Consider the following 16,835-nt stretch of genomic DNA (forward strand, 5'->3'; position numbering starts at 1 on the left):
CGCGGCGGCCGGAACGAGCAGGGCTCTCGAGTGGCGTCAGCCACGAGCCTGCGAGCGCCGGCGCGCATGCAAGCGCGACGGCCGGAACGAGCAGGGCTTTCGAGTGGCGTCAGCCACGAGCCTGCGAGCGCCGGCGCGCATGCAAGCGCGGCGGCCGGAACGCAGGCTTTCCTGTGGCGCATGCCACGGGTGGGAGTCCCGCTGCCGCCGGTGCGTCGCGAACGCGCCGGCCGGTCGACCCACCGCCAGGCGCGCGGCGTGCGCGCGGACACTTTGCCGGATGCCAACGATGAGCCACACCACCCTGCGGGACCTGGAACACCACGACGGCTTCGTCGAGCGCCACATCGGCCCGAACGACGCCGAAATCGCGCACATGCTCGGCGTGATCGGCTACGACTCGCTGGAGGCGATGACCGATGCCATCGTTCCCGCCTCCATCAAGTCCGCGAGGCCGCTCGACCTGCCCGCGCCGGTCACCGAGGTCGAGGCGATCGCCAAGATCCGCGCCATCGCCGCGCGCAACCAGGTGTTCCGAAGCTTCATCGGCCAGGGCTACTACGGCACCCACACCCCCAACGTCATCCTGCGCAACATCCTCGAGAACCCGGCCTGGTACACGGCCTACACGCCCTACCAGGCGGAGATCTCGCAGGGCCGCATGGAGGCGCTGATCAACTTCCAGACCATGTGCGCGGAACTCACGGGCATGGAGATCGCCAACGCCTCCCTGCTCGACGAGGGCACCGCGGCGGCCGAGGCCATGACCCTGGCCAGGCGTTCCGCGAGGTCGAAGTCGGATACTTTCCTGGTCGCCGGCGACACCCATCCGCAGACCCTGGAGGTGCTTCGCACCCGCGCCGAGCCGCTGGGCATCTCGCTCGAGGTGGTGCGCTCCACGGAGGCTTTCCACGCCGCCCTCGCCGAGGGCGACTATTTCGGCGTGCTGGTCCAGTACCCGGCCTCCAGCGGCTGGATCGAGGACTGGAGCCGCGACGCCGAGGTCATCCACTCGCACGACGCGCTGTTCGTGGTCGCCACCGACCTGCTGGCGCTGACCCTGCTCAAGCCGCCCGGTGAGATGGGCGCCGACATCGTGGTCGGCAACTCGCAGCGCTTCGGCGTGCCATTCGGCTTCGGCGGACCCCATGCCGCCTTCATGGCGTGCAAGGACGCGTTCAAGCGCTCGATGCCAGGGCGCCTGATCGGCGTCTCCGTCGACGCCGAGGGCAAGCCCGCCTACCGGCTCACCCTGCAGACCCGCGAGCAGCACATCCGCCGCGAGAAGGCCACGTCCAACATCTGCACCGCGCAGGTGCTGCTTGCGGTGATGGCCTCCATGTACGCGGTCTACCACGGCCCGGAGGGCCTGGCACGCATCGCACGGCGCGTCTCGCGCCTCACCGCCATCCTGGCCGCCGGCCTGCGCGAGCTGGGCCATTCAGTGGTGCACGGCAGCGCCTTCGACACCCTGTGCATCGCGCCCGGCGACGCCGGCCCGGGCATTCTGGCCCGCGTCGAGTCGAACCGCGCCAACCTGCGCGTGCGCGGCGACGGTTCGATCTGCATCTCGCTCGACGAGACCACCACCCGCGAGGACATCGCCCTGCTCTGGCGCATCTTCGCGCCCTCCGACGATGCCGTCCTGCCGTCGGTGGATGCCCTCGACGGCACCGCCCCCGACCTGATCCCCGAGTCGCTGCGCCGGCGCTCGACATTCCTGCAGCACCCGGTGTTCAACACCCACCATAGCGAGCACGAGATGCTGCGCTACATGCGCGCCCTGGCCGACAAGGACCTGGCCATGGACCGGACCATGATCCCGCTGGGCTCGTGCACCATGAAGCTCAACGCCACCGCGGAGATGATCCCGGTCACCTGGCCTGAGTTCGCCAATATCCATCCGCTGGCCCCGGCCTGGCAGACCGAGGGTTACCGCCAGCTCATCGGCGAACTCGAGGCCATGCTGGTGGAGTGCACCGGCTACGACGCGGTCAGCCTGCAGCCCAACTCGGGCGCCCAGGGCGAGTACGCCGGTCTGCTTGCGATCCGCGCCTACCACAAGGCCAATGGCCAGCCGCAACGCGACATCTGCCTGATCCCGGAATCGGCACATGGCACCAACCCCGCCAGCGCCCAGATGTGCGGGATGACGGTGGTGGTGACCAAGTGCGACGCGCGCGGCAACGTCGATGTCGCCGACCTGCGCGAGAAGGCCGCCAGGCACGCCGACCGCCTGGCCGCCCTGATGGTCACCTACCCGTCCACACACGGCGTGTTCGAGGAGGACATCGTCGAGATCTGCGAGATCATCCACGGTCACGGCGGCCAGGTGTACACCGACGGCGCCAACCTCAATGCCCTGGTCGGCGTCGCCAAGCCCGGCCAGTGGGGTTCGGACGTCAGCCACCTCAACCTGCACAAGACCTTCTGCATCCCGCACGGCGGCGGCGGACCGGGCGTCGGCCCCTGCGCGGTGAAGGCGCACCTGGCGCCCTACCTGCCGCGCACCTTCGGCGGCGAGGGCGAGGTGGGCATGGTCTCCGCAGCAAGTTTCGGGTCTGCCTCGATCCTGCCGATCAGCTGGATGTACATCACCCTGATGGGCGCGGCCGGCCTGCGCCGCGCCACGCAGGTCGCGCTGCTGAGCGCCAACTACGTGTCCAGGCGCCTGGCCGACCACTACCGCACGCTCTACGCCGGCCGCAACGACCTGGTGGCGCACGAGTGCATCCTGGATCTGCGTCCCCTGGAGAAGGCGACCGGCGTCAGCGCCGAAGACGTGGCCAAGCGCCTGATCGACTTCGGCTTCCACGCGCCGACCCTGAGCTTCCCGGTCGCCGGCACCTTGATGGTCGAGCCGACCGAGAGCGAGAGCCTGCACGAACTCGACCGCTTCATCGATGCGATGATCCAGATCCGCGACGAGATCCGGGCGATCGAGGACGGCCGCCTGGATCGCGAGGACAACCCGCTGCGCAACGCCCCGCACACCGCGACCATGGCGATTGCCGGCGAATGGCGGCATGCCTACCCGCGTGAGCTGGCCGTGTTCCCGCTGCCGGTGCTTATGCAGCACAAGTACTGGCCGCCGGTGGCGCGCGTCGACAACGTGCATGGCGACAAGAACGTGTTCTGCGCGTGCATCCCGATTCACGCATACCAGGAGCCCGCCCGGACCTGAGGCCTTGCAAGCATGCGCGCATACCGCGGAGTGCCGTCGGGTCGGCTCGACCGCTCCCATGCGGCGGCCAATGGGAATCCGCCGTTGGCGGGCTCCGGCAACCTGACCGGCTCCCGCCGCCGGACCAAACGCCAGGGCGTCAGGGCGGGGCGCGCACAGATGCAGTTCACTCGCTTGTAGGTTGCTGTTCGGTCCGAGGTCCATTCCCGGAGACGCATCGATGGCCTTTCGATCGCCGCGCATGGTCGCCACCGCCGTGACCTTGATCGGCATCTACGGGCTGCTCTGTCTGCTGTTGTTTCTGCAGCAGAGCAGTCTCATCTACATGCCCCAGTACACGCGGGCCCGGGTTTCCGAGACCGATTTCGAACTGCCGCGCGCGGACGGCGTGATCCTGCGCGGCTGGCTGGTGGCCCCGGACCAGCCCGATGTCCTGCTGTACTTCGGCGGCAATGCCGAGCAGATCGGTCACCTGCGCGCCGACGCCCTGGCGCTGTTCCCGGGGCATGCCGTCTTCCTGGTCGCCTATCGCGGCTACGGCGCCAGCGACGGACGCCCCGACGAAGCCAGCCTCGGCGCCGATGCGATCGCCTTGTACGACCATGTCCGGACCCGTCGTCCCCAGGCGCGCATCGCGGTGGTCGGGCGCAGCCTGGGCAGTGGTGTGGCCGCCTTCCTGGCCGGCCAACGCGATGTCGACAGGCTGGTCCTGGTGACGCCTTTCGACAGCATGACCGAGGTGGCTGCCCACCATTACCCGTGGCTGCCGGTCCGCTGGTTGCTCCGCGAGCGCTACGAATCGGCCAGGCACCTGGCCGGGCATTCCGGCCCGGTGCTGGTGGTGAGGGCCGGCCGGGACAGCATCGTGCCCGCTGCACGCACAGACGCCCTGGCCGCCGCGCTGCCGGTGCCGCCCCGCATCCTGGACCTGCCGGACGCGGACCACAACGTCGATCTGCGCAACCCGGCGATCCTGGCTTCGCTGCGTGCCTTCCTGACCCGGTAAGACCGATTGCAGACCGCGAGGCCCCGGTCCCCGGGCCGGGAACGTTCGCCGCGAGCCGGTCCTCAGCGCTGCGGCCGGGGACCGCGCGCCGCTTCACGCAGGCGCTGGAGGCGAACGGCGAGCGTCGCCCGGGTCAGCTCCCCGACATGGCTGCCGACCTGCCGGCCTTCGGCGTCGAAAAAGAGCGTGACCGGCAGGGCCCGGGCACCCAGTGCCGCCATCATCGAAGATCCGGTGTCGATCAACATGAGCGCGTTGTCCGGCGCGGACGGCTCGCCGGCAAGAAAAGCGCGGACCTCCTGCTCGGACTCGCCCTGGTTCACCAGGACGATGGCGATGTCGGGATGGCTCCCCTGGGCCCTTGCCAGCACCGGCAGTTCCCGGCGACAGGGTGGACACCAGGTGGCCCAGAGGTTCACCACCAGGGGCCGGCCGTCGGCCAGGGCCGCGAGGCGTGCCGGCTCCCCCGCCACTCGCGTCAGGAGCAGGTCCGGCAGCGCGGCAGACACCTGCAGGCGCGCGGTCGCCAGTCCGGCCAGCAACCACGCCAGCAGGCCGGCCGTGGCGGCCAGGGCCGCCGCCTGACGCAGTCGTCCGTTGCCACGCGTGAACCAGATCCCGGCCAGCAGCGCGACGCCGATTCCCACCCAAGGCAGGAAGCCGCCATCGCCGATGCGCAGCAGAGCGGTCGGCTCGACGAGATAGTCACCGGCATGAACGGCGACGAAGGACAGCCGCGCCGCCAGCACCGCGAGCAGCGCCAGGTTGAGGATCAGGTCTCGCGCGCGACGGCGGTCGCCGGGTTCCGGGCCGGCCAGACAGTGGCCGAGGACCAGCGCAACTGCCGCGGCCAGGCCGACCTCGAGCACGGTCCAGGGCAGCGGCCCCAGGCTCGGCACGGCGCCGCGTCCGGGCCGGCGTCAGCCGCTGGCGCTCACGCGAAGGGATCGCGCAGGACGATGGTGTGGTCGCGGTCGGGCCCGGTGCTGACCACGGCGAGCTGGCAGCCGGCCAGTTCCTCCAGCGCGCGCAGGTAGGCGCGCGCCGCGGGGGGCAGCCGCTCCCACTCGGTGACGCCGTGGGTGTTCTCCTCCCAGCCGGGGAACTCCAGGTACACCGGCGTGCACTCGTCCCAGCCGGCGGCATCCAGGGGTGCGTATTCGGTGCGCTTGCCGCGGTACTCGTAGGCGATGCACACCTTCAGGGTCTTCATGCCGTCGAGCACGTCGAGCTTGGTGATGCACAGGCCGCTGATGCCGTTGATGGCGACCGCACGCTTGAGTGCGACGATGTCGATCCAGCCGCAGCGGCGCGGTCTGCCGGTGGTGGCGCCATACTCCTGGCCGCGGTCGCGGATGCCCTGGCCGACCTCGTCGTCCAGCTCGGTCGGAAAGGGACCGCCGCCGACCCGCGTGGCGTAGGCCTTGGCGATGCCCAGCACATAATCGATGGCATCGGCGCCGACGCCGGTACCGGCCAAGGCACCACCCACCGTGGTGTTCGAGCTGGTCACGTACGGATAGGTGCCGTGGTCGATGTCCAGCAGCGAGCCCTGGGCGCCCTCGAACAGCACGCGCTGGCCCTGCCGGCGCAGGTCGTGCAGGATGCCCGCGACGTCGGACTTCATTGGCTCGACGTAGTCGCCGAACGCCAGCGCCTCATCGAGCATGGCTTGGAAGTCGACCGCCTCGGCACCCAGGTAACGGGTCAGCACGAAGTTGTGGTAATCGAGCGCGACCCGCAGCTTTTCGGCGAGCTGGTCTGGATAGTGCAGGTCGGCGACGCGAATGCCGCGCCGCGCCACCTTGTCCTCGTAGGCGGGGCCGATGCCGCGCCCGGTGGTGCCGATCGCCTTGCCGCCCGCGGCGCGCTCTCGCGCCTGGTCCAGGGCGATGTGGTAGGGCATGATCAGCGGCGTGGCGGGGCTGATCTTCAGGCGCGAGCGAACCTCGACGCCGTTGCCCTCGAGCTCGTCGATCTCCTTGCGCAGCGCCGCCGGCGACAGCACCACCCCGTTGCCGATCAGGCACAGCGCGCCTTCCCGCAGAATGCCCGACGGTATCAGGTGCAGGACCGTCTTGCGGCCGCCGATGACCAGGGTGTGCCCGGCGTTGTGGCCGCCCTGGAATCGGACCACGGCGCCGATCTTCTCGGTGAGCAGGTCGACGATCTTGCCCTTGCCTTCGTCGCCCCACTGCGCGCCCAACACCACGACCGACTGACCCATCTCGCTCTCCTGATTGTTCCCACCACCATCCAACACGACCGCCGCGCGCAGCGGCGCGACGTCACCGACCAGGCTCGGCCTTCCTGGCCTCGCCAGGTCGGCCGGCCGGCGGTCGCGAAGGCGCCGTGCTGTCGCCTGCCCTCGCCGTTCCCGCCGCGATTTCCGGCGGCCAGACGCGAGAAAAGCCGGTGGGACGCCCCGCCGGCTTTTCGGCATTATCCGGATTTCCGTGCCGCCGGGCCACCGCCGGGGTCGCGACGTTCAGCCCCGTACGAGATGCAGGCTGAGCAGCCCGAGGACCACCATCACCGCACCGCCCACCCGCAGCTGGCGCGGCTCGATCTCCTGCAGGCGCCGGGCCACCTGCTGCCAGCCGGCCGGCGCCACGAACAGCACCAGGCCCTCGATGACGAGGACCAGGCACAACGCGGCCCACAGGTCGGACATGTTCCGTCCTCAGCGACCGCGGCCGCCTTCGCCGAAGTAGCGGAAGAACTCGGAGTTGCGATCCAGCACCAGCACGTCGGTGCCGGTGGCGAACGCCTCGCGGTAGGCCTCCAGGCTGCGGTGGAAGCCGTAGAACTCGGCATCGGCCCCGTAGGCCTGGGAGTAGATCTCCGCCGCGGTGGCATCGCCTTCGCCGCGCAGGCGCTGCGCGTCGCGCTCGGCCTGGGCCATGATCACGTTGCGCTGCCGGTCGGCATCGGCACTGACCCGTTGCGCCGCCTCGCCGCCTTCGGCGCGCAGCTCGTTTGCGACCCGCCGGCGCTCCTCGCGCATGCGCCGGAACACCGAGTCGATCACCTCGCTGTCCTCGGGCAGCTCGATCCGCTTGATGCGCAGGTCGACGATCTTGATGCCGAGCTGGGTCGCCGACTCGTCGGACTTGGTGGTCAGCACGTCGGTGAGGTTGGTGCGAATGTCGGCCACGACCTCCTGCAGGGTCCGCTGGTTGAACTCGTTGCGGACCGCTTCCTTGACGATCGGGTTGAGGCGCGCCAGGGCGTTTTCCTCGTTGCCGCCGGTGGCCTGGTAGAAGCGCGAGACGTCGGCGATTCGCCAGCGCACGAAGAAGTCGACACTGACGTCCTTCTTCTCGCTGGTCAGGTAACGCTCGGGCTGCGCGTCGAGCGTGAGCAGGCGGCGGTCGAAACGGCGAACCGACTCGATGAAGGGAACCTTGAAGTGCAATCCGGGCTGGAAGTCCGCGCGAGTGATCGCGCCCAGCCGGAACAGGGCGGCGAACTCGTGCTCCCGGACCACGAACAGGCTGTTGGCGACCAGCAGCAGCACCGCCGCAAGCAGGACAACGATTCCGGTCTTCATCGACGGCTCTCCCGGCCGGCGACGCGGCCATCACGACGGGGGTCGGGCGCGACGGGCGTCCGGGCCGATTCGGTGCGGGCAGCGCCCTGGACCGGCGAGGCGGAGCCCAGGCCCTCGCCACCCGCGTCGATGCCGCGCTCCCTGAGGATGCGGTCGAGCGGCAGGTACATCAGGGACTGGCCGCCCTCGCGGACGTCGATCATCACCTTCGGACTGCGTGCCAGGACGTCCTGCATGGTCTCCAGAAGGAGGCGCTTGCGGGTCACTTCCGGGGCCTTGCGGTACTCGGCCACCAGCAGGCTGAAGCGGGCCGCGGCGCCGGTTGCGCGGGCGATCGTGACCTCCTTGTAGCCCTCGGACTCGAGCGTGATGCGCGCGGCCTCGCCGCGTGCTTCGGGCACCACCCGGCTGGCGTAGGCCTCGGCCTCGCGGACCAGGCGTTCGCGGTCCTCGCGCGCCGCGATCGCATCGTCGAAGGCGGCCTTGACCTCCTGCGGCGGCTCGACCTCCTGGAAGTTGACGTCGGTCAGCTCCAGACCGGTGCCGTAGTCGGCCAGCATGGTCTGCAGGACCTGGCGGACCTCGGCGACCAGCACGGCGCGCTGGCCGATCAGGATCTCGTCCAGGGTGTTGGCGCCGATCACCTGGCGGACGGCGGCCTCGGTGGCCAGGCGCAGGCCATCGTCTGGATTGCGGGTTCCGAACAGGAAAAGGTTGGGATCGGCGACCCGGTACTGGACGTTGAACTTGAGCACCACCAGGTTCTCGTCACGGGTCAGCATGCGCGCTTGCTCGGTGACCGAGCGGACCGAGGTGAAATCCACCCGGCGCACTTCCTCGATGGGCCTCGGCCACTTGAAGTTGAGGCCGGGATTCATCAGCCGCTGGGCCTGGCCGAAACGCAGCACCACGCCGCGCTCGCGCTCCTCGATCACCGTGAACGCATCGAAGGCCGACCACAGCAACAGGGCGCCGACCAGCAGCAGGATGATGCCGCCGGCACCCGCGCCGGCGCTTCCGCCGCCGTTCCCGGCGCCGCGCCGGCCGCCCCCGAAGATGCGGCCGATCCGCTCGTTGAGGTTCTTCAGCCAGCGCTCGAAGTCGGGGCCGCCCCCGCCTGCGCCACCACCACCGCCGGACCACGGGTCCCGCTGCTTGCCGCCACCGGGTTCATTCCAGGCCATGAAGCTCTCCAAGAAAACCGCGACCGGCCGTGCCGGTCGCCTGGGCGCGGGCCGTCCCCGGGACGACCCACATCGATTCGATGCCGCGATTGTAGCCGGGTGGCGAAGCCGCGCAGATCCGGATTACTCGAAGTCCGCCCTTTCAGTCCGGAAGGGCCCGCACGCGCAGGCCCTCCACCGACCGCTCGCCCTGCAGCCGGCCCAGCTCCGCGGCGCCGAGCCGCGTGGTCAACAGCCAGCCAGCCTCTGTGGCCCGTTCCGATTCCACGGCGTGACGACGGAACAGGGCGGCGCGGAGCGACGCCGCCTGGTGGGGCAGGAACACCTCGTAGCGACTGCGCAGGGCGGCGAAGTGCCCCGCCAGCGCATCGAACAGCAGGTCGATGCCCTGGCCGGTGGCGGCGGACAGCCAGACCCTGGGCTGGTCGCCGCCGTCGATGGCATCGGCGCGGGCCGGCTGGCCGGTGCTGTCGACCTTGTTCATCACCAGGATGCGCGGCAAGTCGCCGGCACCGATCTCCTCCAGTACCGCATCGACCTGGCGGATGCGCTCGGGATGCTCGGGATCCGCGGCATCGACCACGTGCAGGAGCAGGTCGGCGTCGCGCGCCTCAGCAAGGGTCGAACGGAACGCGGCAACCACTTCATGAGGCAATTCGCGGATGAAACCGACCGTATCGGCCAGCAGCAGGGGTCCGCAGGACAGTCCCTCGATCCGCCGCAGGGTGGGATCCAGGGTGGCGAACAACTGATCGGCGGCGTAGACGCCGGCGCCGGTCAGGCGGTTGAACAGGGTCGACTTGCCGGCATTGGTGTAGCCCACCAGGGCCACCGTCGGCAGTTCGCCGCGGCTGCGCGCCCGGCGCGACTGGCCGCGCTGCACCTGCACCTGCTCGAGGCGCCGGCGCAGGATTTTCACGCGCTCAGCGAGCAGGCGGCGATCGGTCTCGAGCTGGGTCTCGCCCGGGCCGCGCAGGCCGATGCTGCCGCCCCGCTGCCGCTCGAGATGGGTCCAGCCGCGCACCAGGCGGGTGGCCATGTGGCGCAACTGCGCGAGCTCGACCTGCAGCTTGCCCTCGAAGCTGCGTGCGCGCTGGGCGAAGATGTCGAGGATCAGTCCGGTCCGGTCGAGCACCCGGCACTTGCACAGGCGCTCGAGGTTGCGCTCCTGGACCGGCGACAGCGGGTGGTCGACCAGCACCAGGTCGCATCCCTCTGCCTCGCGCAGCGCGGCCACCTCCTCGACCTTGCCCTCACCGACATAGGTCGCCGGATGCGGCCGTTGCACGCGGGCGGTTACGGTGGCGACCACCTCGGCGCCGGCCGAGCGCGCCAGTTCCGAGAACTCCGCGGTCTCCGCGTCGGCGTCGTCGGTCTGGCGCAGCGGGATCAGCAGCAGCGCACGCTCGCCACGCCGGGCGCGACTGAACGGGTCGGACGCGGGATCGGGCCGGGTGGAGTCCGGGGCTGGCGAGGGTCGGACGGGACCGTTCAATCGTCGCTGCTGCTCGCGGCCGCGCCGCTGTCCTGGCCGTGGCCGGCTCCGGTCGAGGCCACCTGCGGGCCATGTTCGGTCATGCGCACGTTGCGCGCCGGCACCACCGTGGAAATGGCGTGCTTGTAGACCATCTGGTTGACCTGGTTGCGCAGCAGCACCACGAACTGGTCGAAGGACTCGATGGTCCCCTGCAGCTTGATGCCGTTGACGAGGTAAACCGAAACCGGCACACGCTCCTTGCGCAGCGCATTCAGGAACGGATCCTGCAAGGACTGACCCTTCGACATGGCGGTTCTCCTGTTATGTTGCAACACTATGATTTTTCTGCCCGCGACGGGTCGAAATCGTGAAACCGACCTAAGGCGCCGCGCGGCTTTTTCAAGATCTCGGCCAGTATAGGTCAAGGCGACGCCAGCCGGGCGCGTCCGGGACCTTGGGAGCGCGCGCCCGCCGACCCGACAGCCTGCGTTCATCCTGCTGATCCGGAAGCGGTTTCCTGATGGCGTTCGGCCCGTCCCAGGCCGCCGGCGGCACGCAGTCGGGGCCGGGTCGCCGCGCTGCGGCCGGGTCGGCGAATCGCGATCAGGGTGGCTTCGGGTCGCCAAGGCCCGGATCTGGACCCCGCGGCCTGACGGAGCCGTCCAGCAGCTTGTTGAAAAACGACCTTCCTGGTCGTTTTTCAAGTCGTCCGTCCGGCGCAGGTCCGGACGGGCTCCCGTCGAATCAACTGCTTACGCACTTGCTTCGCCGAGCGGCCACCTATGGCCGCCGCCAGCAGGCTGTTTTTCAACGGCCTGCTAGTCCTTGCCCCGGGCCGGCCCCAGGAACAGCGAAAGGCGCCGCGCGCAGCGTCCTTCCAGGTCCGGCGCAAATGGCTCTTCGAGGAAGGCTGCGCGCTCGCCCCGGAACCAGGTGAACTGGCGCTTGGCCAGTTGTCGGGTGGCCTCGATCGTCTCGCGGCGGAAGCTCTCGAGGTCGGTGACACCGTCCAGGTGGCGCCAGGCCTGCCGGTAGCCCACCGCCCGCAACGCGGGAAGATCCGGGTGCAGGGTGGGGTCGGCGCGCAACCGCCGTACTTCGTCCAGCAGGCCTGCTTCCAGCATCAGGTCGCAGCGCGTGGCGATGCGCCTGTGCAGCGCGGCACGGTCGGCCGGCAGCAGCGCCACTCTGAGCAGCCGGTACGGCACGGCGGCGGGCCGGGCCTGCTGCAAGGTGCTGATCGGCTGCCCGGTCAGGTGCCAGACTTCCAGTGCGCGCTGGATGCGCTGCGGGTCGGAGGGCCTGATCCGGTGCGCGGCCGACGGATCGACCCTGGCCAGCCGGGCGTGCAGAGCCGGCCAGCCTAGGCGCTCACCCTCTTCGGCGAGACGCTCGCGCAACGCGGGATCGGCGGCCGGCAGGTCCGCCAGGCCCCGTGTCAGGGCGCGGAAATACAGCCCCGTCCCGCCCACCAGCAGGGGAATGTCGCCCGCCGCGCTGATCCGCGCCATCTCGGACAACGCGGCGTGGCGGAACTCGCCGGCGGAAAACGGCTGGTCGGGATCGCGGATGTCGACCAGCGCATGCGGCCAACGGGCCAACGTCGCGCGGTCGGGCTTCGCCGCACCGATGTCCAGGCCCCGGTAGACCAGGGCGGAATCGGCGCTGACCAGGCCGAGCGGGAAGCGTCGGGCCAGCGCGATCGCGAGGTCGGTCTTGCCGGACGCGGTCGGACCCATCAGCAGCACGGCCGGCGGCCGGCGGTCCACGGCAGCGGCCACGTTCGGCGACTGTGCCCACCTGCCCGCCGCGGCCATCGCGCCAAGACCCCTGCGTTGCCGGCGCCGGTCAGTCGGCGGCCGGCGTCAGGCCCATCTCGCGGATCAGGTGGCCGGCACCGTCCAGGTAGTCCATGACCCACAGCATGTAGCGAACGTCGACATGGATGGAACGTGTGATCGGCTCCTCGAAGACCCAGTCCGCGCTCACCGACTCGATATTGCCGTCGAACGCGAGTCCGACCAGTTCGCCACTGCCGTTGAGGGTCGGCGACCCGGAGTTGCCGCCGGTGATGTCCAGGTCCGCGAGGAAGTTGACCGGCACCGAGTCGAGTCCGGCGTCCCGGTAGGGACCGTGGCGGCGCCCGGCGATCAGCTCGAGCTGGCCCTGGGTGGCGTCGAACGGATCCTCCCCGGTGTGCTTGGCGGCCAGCCCCTCCAGTCGGGTGAAGGGCTCGTAGCGGACGCCGTCGCGGGGGGAGTAGCCGATCACCTGGCCATAGCTCACGCGCAGGGAATTGTTGGCGTCGGGGTAGATCGCCCGGCCCTGGGCGCGATTGAAATCGATCATCGCCTGCATGTATTGCGGCCGGAGCTCGAAGCCCCGCCCGTCGAACTCCTTGCGCTCGGCTTCCATGCGCAGCCAGCCCGGCATGAAGGCGACGGCCAGGCGCAGGTACGGATCGTCGGACGCCTCGATCGCGGCGCGATCGGCGGCGAACCACTTCAGGCGCTCCTCGGTGTCGGTCAGCGTCGTGTCCTGGTAGAGGGTCGCGACCCGGGCGGCGATGGCCTGGCGGCTTGCGGCACCGTCCAGCCAGGCGTCGAGTTCGGGCAGGCGCTGCTCGCGCGGCAAAGCGCCATGCCGGACGAGCAGCTCGGTGACCAGCTGCTGCTCGATGGCCGGATCGACCCGGCGCTCGATCTGCCGCAGGTTGCCCTCGATGCGCACCTCGTCGCGCGCCTGGTAGCCGAATTCCCGCTCCAGGTCCGGCTTCTCGCGCTCCAGGGCCAGCCGGTAGATGTCGCGGGCACCCCGGAACAGGCCGAGGTTGGCGAGCTGTCCGACCAGCAGGTTGCGGTCCCGGCTGGCCCGCGCCACCGCCAGGTGGCCGCGCAGGGACGCGATCGCACGGGACTGCTCCCGCCCGGCCCGGCCCTGTGCGTCGAGCCAGTCCGACAATGCGGACTCGGTGCTCGCCTTGAGGTCGAGCGCGCCGGCTCGCGCCAGACCCTCCACCTGGCCGCCGTAATTCTTGAGCGCGTTGTTCCACGAAGCGATCGAGCCCGCGTACTTGAGCCGCGTCGCCTCATCGGGATGGGCCTCGACGATCTCCACGTAGCGCTGGAAAAGCGAAGTCATGGTCGGATAGCGCCAGTCGATCGCGTCGCCGACCTCTTCGCCGAGCCGATACCGGTTGGTGGTACCGGGATAGCCCGTCACCATCACGAATTCGCCGGCGCGGACGCCGCCGGGCTGCAGCTTCAGGTGGTGACGCGGGCGATACGGCACGTTCTCGGCCGCGAACGCGGCCGGCCGGCCATCCGGCCCGACGTAGGCCCGGAAGAAGGTGTAGTCGCCGGTATGGCGAGGCCACATCCAGTTGTCGATGTCGCCGCCGAACTTGCCGATCGCCTCTTTCGGTGCATGGACCAGCCGAACGTCCCGGATCTCGAGCTGACGCACGAGCTGGAACGACAGCCCCTGGTGGAAGACGTAGACGTCGCAGCGATAGCCTGGCGTGGCTTCGCACTCCGCGACGATGGCCTTGCTGGCGCGGTCGACCGCATCGAAGCGCGCCGCTCCGTCCATGCCGCGGCGCAACCCGGCGTTGACGCGCGCGGTGACATCCTCGATCGACTCGGTGACGAAGATGCGCATGTTGGGCTCGGCGGGCAGCTCATCGGCCGGGGTCGCCGCCAGGAAGCCTTCGGTGAGCAGGTTGCGCTGCGCCGTGGAGTTGTACTGGATGGCGCCGTAGGCGCAGTGGTGGTTGGTCACCACCAGGCCCTCCGGCGAGACGAAGGAGGCCGTGCAGAATCCGAAGCCGACCACGGCACCGAGCGGGTGTTCGGTCAGGCGTGCCAGGTCCTCCGGCGCCATCTGCAGACCGCGGGCCTGCAGCTGCGCGGAGATGTCGGGGAGCTGGGCGGGCTGCCACATGCCTTCGTCGGCGTGGGCCAGGCAACACAGGCCTGCAAGCACGAGGGCGGACAGCAGCGCATTGGATCGGGTCATCGGCGGATCGTCGGTGTCGGGCGGAGCAGGGATTATCGCAGCCCCTCCCCCCCGCCGGCATGGGCGTCGCGTTCCGGTCGGCCAGCGCCGCCTGCCGCCCGTCGCAGGCAGCACCCTGCCGAGCCGGGCGGCGGGGTCAGCCCTCGAAACCGTCCGCGAACACCGTGTCGACCCGCACCTCGCATGCCCCGGGGCTGGGCGAGGCGCCGTCGCGGGGCCTCTGGAAGAAATCGCTCACACCCTGGGCGGCGCCCGCCCCACCGTCGAACATGCCGCCCTGACGCGGACAGAATCCCTCCATGGCCGCCGTGGAGGGGACGGCAGCCAGCAGGGGCTCCGGCACCGCGGGCCCTGCCACCACGTTGCCGAGCGACCAGGCGATGTCGCCCGCGGCGAGCTGGCCGCTGGCCGCGCCTCCCGTGGTTCGCAGGGCGTTGTTGATCACCGCCACATCGCTGGCGCCTTCGCTGCTGGTGAACGCGCCATGCCAGCTCCCGGCCTGGCCCTGCAGCTGGTACACGGTGTTGTGAAGGAAGCGGATGCGGCTGGTGTTGCCGTGGTCGCCGCCGTTCTTGACGAATACCGCGTACGCGCCGCCGCCGCCGGGCGTGCCGCGCAGGTCGAACACGTTGTTGCGGGCCACGAAGTTGCGGCCGCTCCAGTCGAAGCCGTTGTTGTTGTTGGCCGAGTACAGGACCAGGTTGCCCTCGAACACGAAGTCGCGGACCTGGTCGCCCGGGCCGACGCCCGGGTCCAGCGAGACCGGCCCGCCGTTGCTGCCGAAGGCTCCCGCGATGTTCAGCGGACCGATCCGGGAGCCGGTGACGACGATCTTTTCCGGCCGCATCCGGTCGGGGTCCGCCGAGGGTGCGCTGTGGATACGCAACGGACCCGTGCAGGTATGCATGAACTCCGCCTGCGAGATCACGGAGCGCTGGATCGTCGAGGTCCGGAACGCCGAGGTCGTGCCGGTGCAATCGGTCTGCGCCTGCCTGTCGATGCGCACCCCCAGCCAGGCCAGGCCGCGCCCGAACGGGAAGTTGATGATGAACTGACCCGGCGTGTGCGGCGGCAGGTCGCGGACCTCGTACAGGAACAGGTGGCTGACGTGCTCGCGCGGCAACGCCCCGTCCAGGGGCCAGCCCTGCAGGCTGCCGTAGGACTGCGCATCGATGTCGGCGAACAGGATGTGCTCGATCGCCTGCACCGTGCTGAACGGGTGGGTTGTGAGTGCGCCACTGAAGTCGGCGGATGCCGCAGCCGGCTTGCGGCAGTGCAGGTGCCGGAAGCTGAAGTCCGAGGTGGGCTGGCCGGTCGAGCCCACCCTCAGGCAGGTGGCGCCCAGTCCCTGCGAAAGGATCGGTCGCGGGCCGCTGCCGAACGCGCCGAGCTGGCCCGGGCCCTGGCCTGCGGCGGTGATCGGCGCCGGCGCCTCGAACTGGTCGCCACGACGCAGCAGTACACGCCGCCCCGGCCCGCCATGCGCATTCCAGGCACTGGTCGCGTCCTGCGCGATGACCTGCCCTGCGCCTGCCGGACATCCCTGCCAGTCGCCACCGCCGATGGCCACGCAGGTGGTCGCCAGGCCCGCAAACACCAGGTCGGGGTCGGCGACCTGAACGACCCGGGTGGCGATCGCCGAGGCACCGTCGGGGGTCGAGACCCGAACCGCCACCTGGAAGGTGCCGGCGCGCTCGAAGACATGGCCGGCGATCGGACCGATGGCCCGGTTCTTCGGCATCGGCCAGGCCCCCAGCGACCACGTGCCGGCGTCGGGATCCCCGAAATCCCACAGGTATTCGAGATCGGTGAACGCGTCGATGTCCGGCGACGGACTGCTGCTCGAACTGGCATCGAGCAGGATCGCGCAGGGCGCGACGCACTGGCTGCGCGATGGCTCGATCCGGGCTACCAGCCCGGTACCGGCGAACACGGGCCCAGCCCAGGCGCAGGCAATGCTCGCAGCCAGGACGAGCGCTGCCAGACTGGGGAAACGACCGGACAGCGTCCGGAGTGCGGGCGTCGTGGACAAGGGCCGGACTGTCGATGCGAAGCCCGACATTTACCACATCGCTTGGCCCGCGGGGCAAAGGCCGGGAAGACGAGGAGCTGCGACGACCAACGACCGACGACCAAGCAGTTCGCTCTCCTGGCACATGTCCGGACGGTACTTGAACAATCATGCGGTTGCGCAGCCCATTCGCCGAACGGCCCCCAAGGCCGCTGCCAGCGGGCTATTCCTCGACGACCGTCGGGCCGGTCCCAGCCGCTGGACCCGCATCCGACCGGCACCTGGCAACTTGTTGAAAAACGACCGTCCTGGTCGCTCTTCCAGTCGCCCGTCCGGCGCAGGTCAGGACGCGCTCCCGTCGAATCAACTGCTTGCACAGTTGATTCGACGAGCGGCCGTCCAT

Annotated in this window: 11 protein-coding genes and 1 pseudogene; 2 read left to right on the forward strand and 10 right to left on the reverse strand. The window is 70.0% G+C overall.

Going from position 1 to position 16,835, the window contains the following annotated elements; genetic code table 11:
* Positions 1–280: 280 nt before the first annotated feature.
* Together gcvP and KF823_06235 are read left to right on the forward strand one after the other, a co-directional pair.
* Entirely contained in the window at positions 281–3,184 is a 2,904-nt protein-coding gene (gcvP, locus tag KF823_06230) for an aminomethyl-transferring glycine dehydrogenase (protein ID MBX3725499.1), read from the forward strand.
* A 241-nt stretch (positions 3,185–3,425) separates the two neighbouring features.
* On the forward strand, positions 3,426–4,190 hold the full coding sequence (locus tag KF823_06235; protein MBX3725500.1) for an alpha/beta hydrolase: 765 nt from the start codon (positions 3,426–3,428) through the stop codon (positions 4,188–4,190).
* Positions 4,191–4,252: 62 nt separating this feature from the next.
* Here KF823_06235 and KF823_06240 read toward each other — a convergent pair whose 3' ends face one another.
* The 10 genes and pseudogenes from KF823_06240 to KF823_06285 all read right to left on the reverse strand — a co-directional run bounded on the left by KF823_06240 (position 4,253) and on the right by KF823_06285 (position 16,354).
* A complete protein-coding gene (locus tag KF823_06240) occupies positions 4,253–5,089 on the reverse strand; it encodes a TlpA family protein disulfide reductase (GenBank protein ID MBX3725501.1) in 837 nt (278 codons plus the stop codon).
* A gap of 35 nt (positions 5,090–5,124) precedes the next feature.
* Positions 5,125–6,417, reverse strand: a complete 1,293-nt coding sequence (locus KF823_06245) for an adenylosuccinate synthase (GenBank protein MBX3725502.1) — start codon at positions 6,415–6,417, stop codon at positions 5,125–5,127.
* A 261-nt stretch (positions 6,418–6,678) separates the two neighbouring features.
* Positions 6,679–6,864, reverse strand: a complete 186-nt coding sequence (locus KF823_06250) for a DUF2065 domain-containing protein (protein MBX3725503.1) — start codon at positions 6,862–6,864, stop codon at positions 6,679–6,681.
* A 9-nt stretch (positions 6,865–6,873) separates the two neighbouring features.
* Complete coding sequence (hflC, locus tag KF823_06255) at positions 6,874–7,743, reverse strand: protease modulator HflC (protein MBX3725504.1); 870 nt, start codon at positions 7,741–7,743, stop codon at positions 6,874–6,876.
* The gene (hflK, locus tag KF823_06260) at positions 7,740–8,927 is read right to left on the reverse strand and encodes an FtsH protease activity modulator HflK (GenBank protein ID MBX3725505.1); all 1,188 of its coding nucleotides are present in this window, start codon (positions 8,925–8,927) and stop codon (positions 7,740–7,742) included. The genes hflC and hflK overlap by 4 nt, the downstream gene beginning before the upstream one ends.
* Positions 8,928–9,069: 142 nt before the next feature.
* Positions 9,070–10,422 (reverse strand): GTPase HflX, encoded by a 1,353-nt coding sequence (gene hflX, locus KF823_06265; protein ID MBX3725506.1) that lies wholly within the window; start codon positions 10,420–10,422, stop codon positions 9,070–9,072.
* A gap of 80 nt (positions 10,423–10,502) precedes the next feature.
* Positions 10,503–10,712: pseudogene (hfq, locus tag KF823_06270) on the reverse strand (RNA chaperone Hfq).
* A gap of 510 nt (positions 10,713–11,222) precedes the next feature.
* Entirely contained in the window at positions 11,223–12,221 is a 999-nt protein-coding gene (gene miaA / locus KF823_06275; GenBank protein ID MBX3725507.1) for a tRNA (adenosine(37)-N6)-dimethylallyltransferase MiaA, read from the reverse strand.
* A 31-nt stretch (positions 12,222–12,252) separates the two neighbouring features.
* The gene (locus tag KF823_06280) at positions 12,253–14,421 is read right to left on the reverse strand and encodes a S46 family peptidase (GenBank protein ID MBX3725508.1); all 2,169 of its coding nucleotides are present in this window, start codon (positions 14,419–14,421) and stop codon (positions 12,253–12,255) included.
* Positions 14,422–14,557: 136 nt separating this feature from the next.
* On the reverse strand, positions 14,558–16,354 hold the full coding sequence (locus KF823_06285; protein ID MBX3725509.1) for a PKD domain-containing protein: 1,797 nt from the start codon (positions 16,352–16,354) through the stop codon (positions 14,558–14,560).
* Positions 16,355–16,835 lie beyond the last annotated feature (481 nt).

The organism is Lysobacterales bacterium, assembly GCA_019634735.1.
Taxonomy (GTDB): domain Bacteria; phylum Pseudomonadota; class Gammaproteobacteria; order Xanthomonadales; family UBA2363; genus Pseudofulvimonas.

Coding starts and splice junctions, on each gene's coding strand:
- KF823_06280 (MBX3725508.1), bottom strand. CDS start 14,421: ATGACCCGATCCAATGCGCTGCTGTCCGCCCTCGTGCTTGCAGGCCTG.
- KF823_06245 (MBX3725502.1), bottom strand. CDS start 6,417: ATGGGTCAGTCGGTCGTGGTGTTGGGCGCGCAGTGGGGCGACGAAGGC.
- hflK (MBX3725505.1), bottom strand. CDS start 8,927: ATGGCCTGGAATGAACCCGGTGGCGGCAAGCAGCGGGACCCGTGGTCC.
- miaA (MBX3725507.1), bottom strand. CDS start 12,221: ATGGCCGCGGCGGGCAGGTGGGCACAGTCGCCGAACGTGGCCGCTGCC.
- gcvP (MBX3725499.1), top strand. CDS start 281: ATGCCAACGATGAGCCACACCACCCTGCGGGACCTGGAACACCACGAC.
- KF823_06250 (MBX3725503.1), bottom strand. CDS start 6,864: ATGTCCGACCTGTGGGCCGCGTTGTGCCTGGTCCTCGTCATCGAGGGC.
- hflC (MBX3725504.1), bottom strand. CDS start 7,743: ATGAAGACCGGAATCGTTGTCCTGCTTGCGGCGGTGCTGCTGCTGGTC.
- KF823_06235 (MBX3725500.1), top strand. CDS start 3,426: ATGGTCGCCACCGCCGTGACCTTGATCGGCATCTACGGGCTGCTCTGT.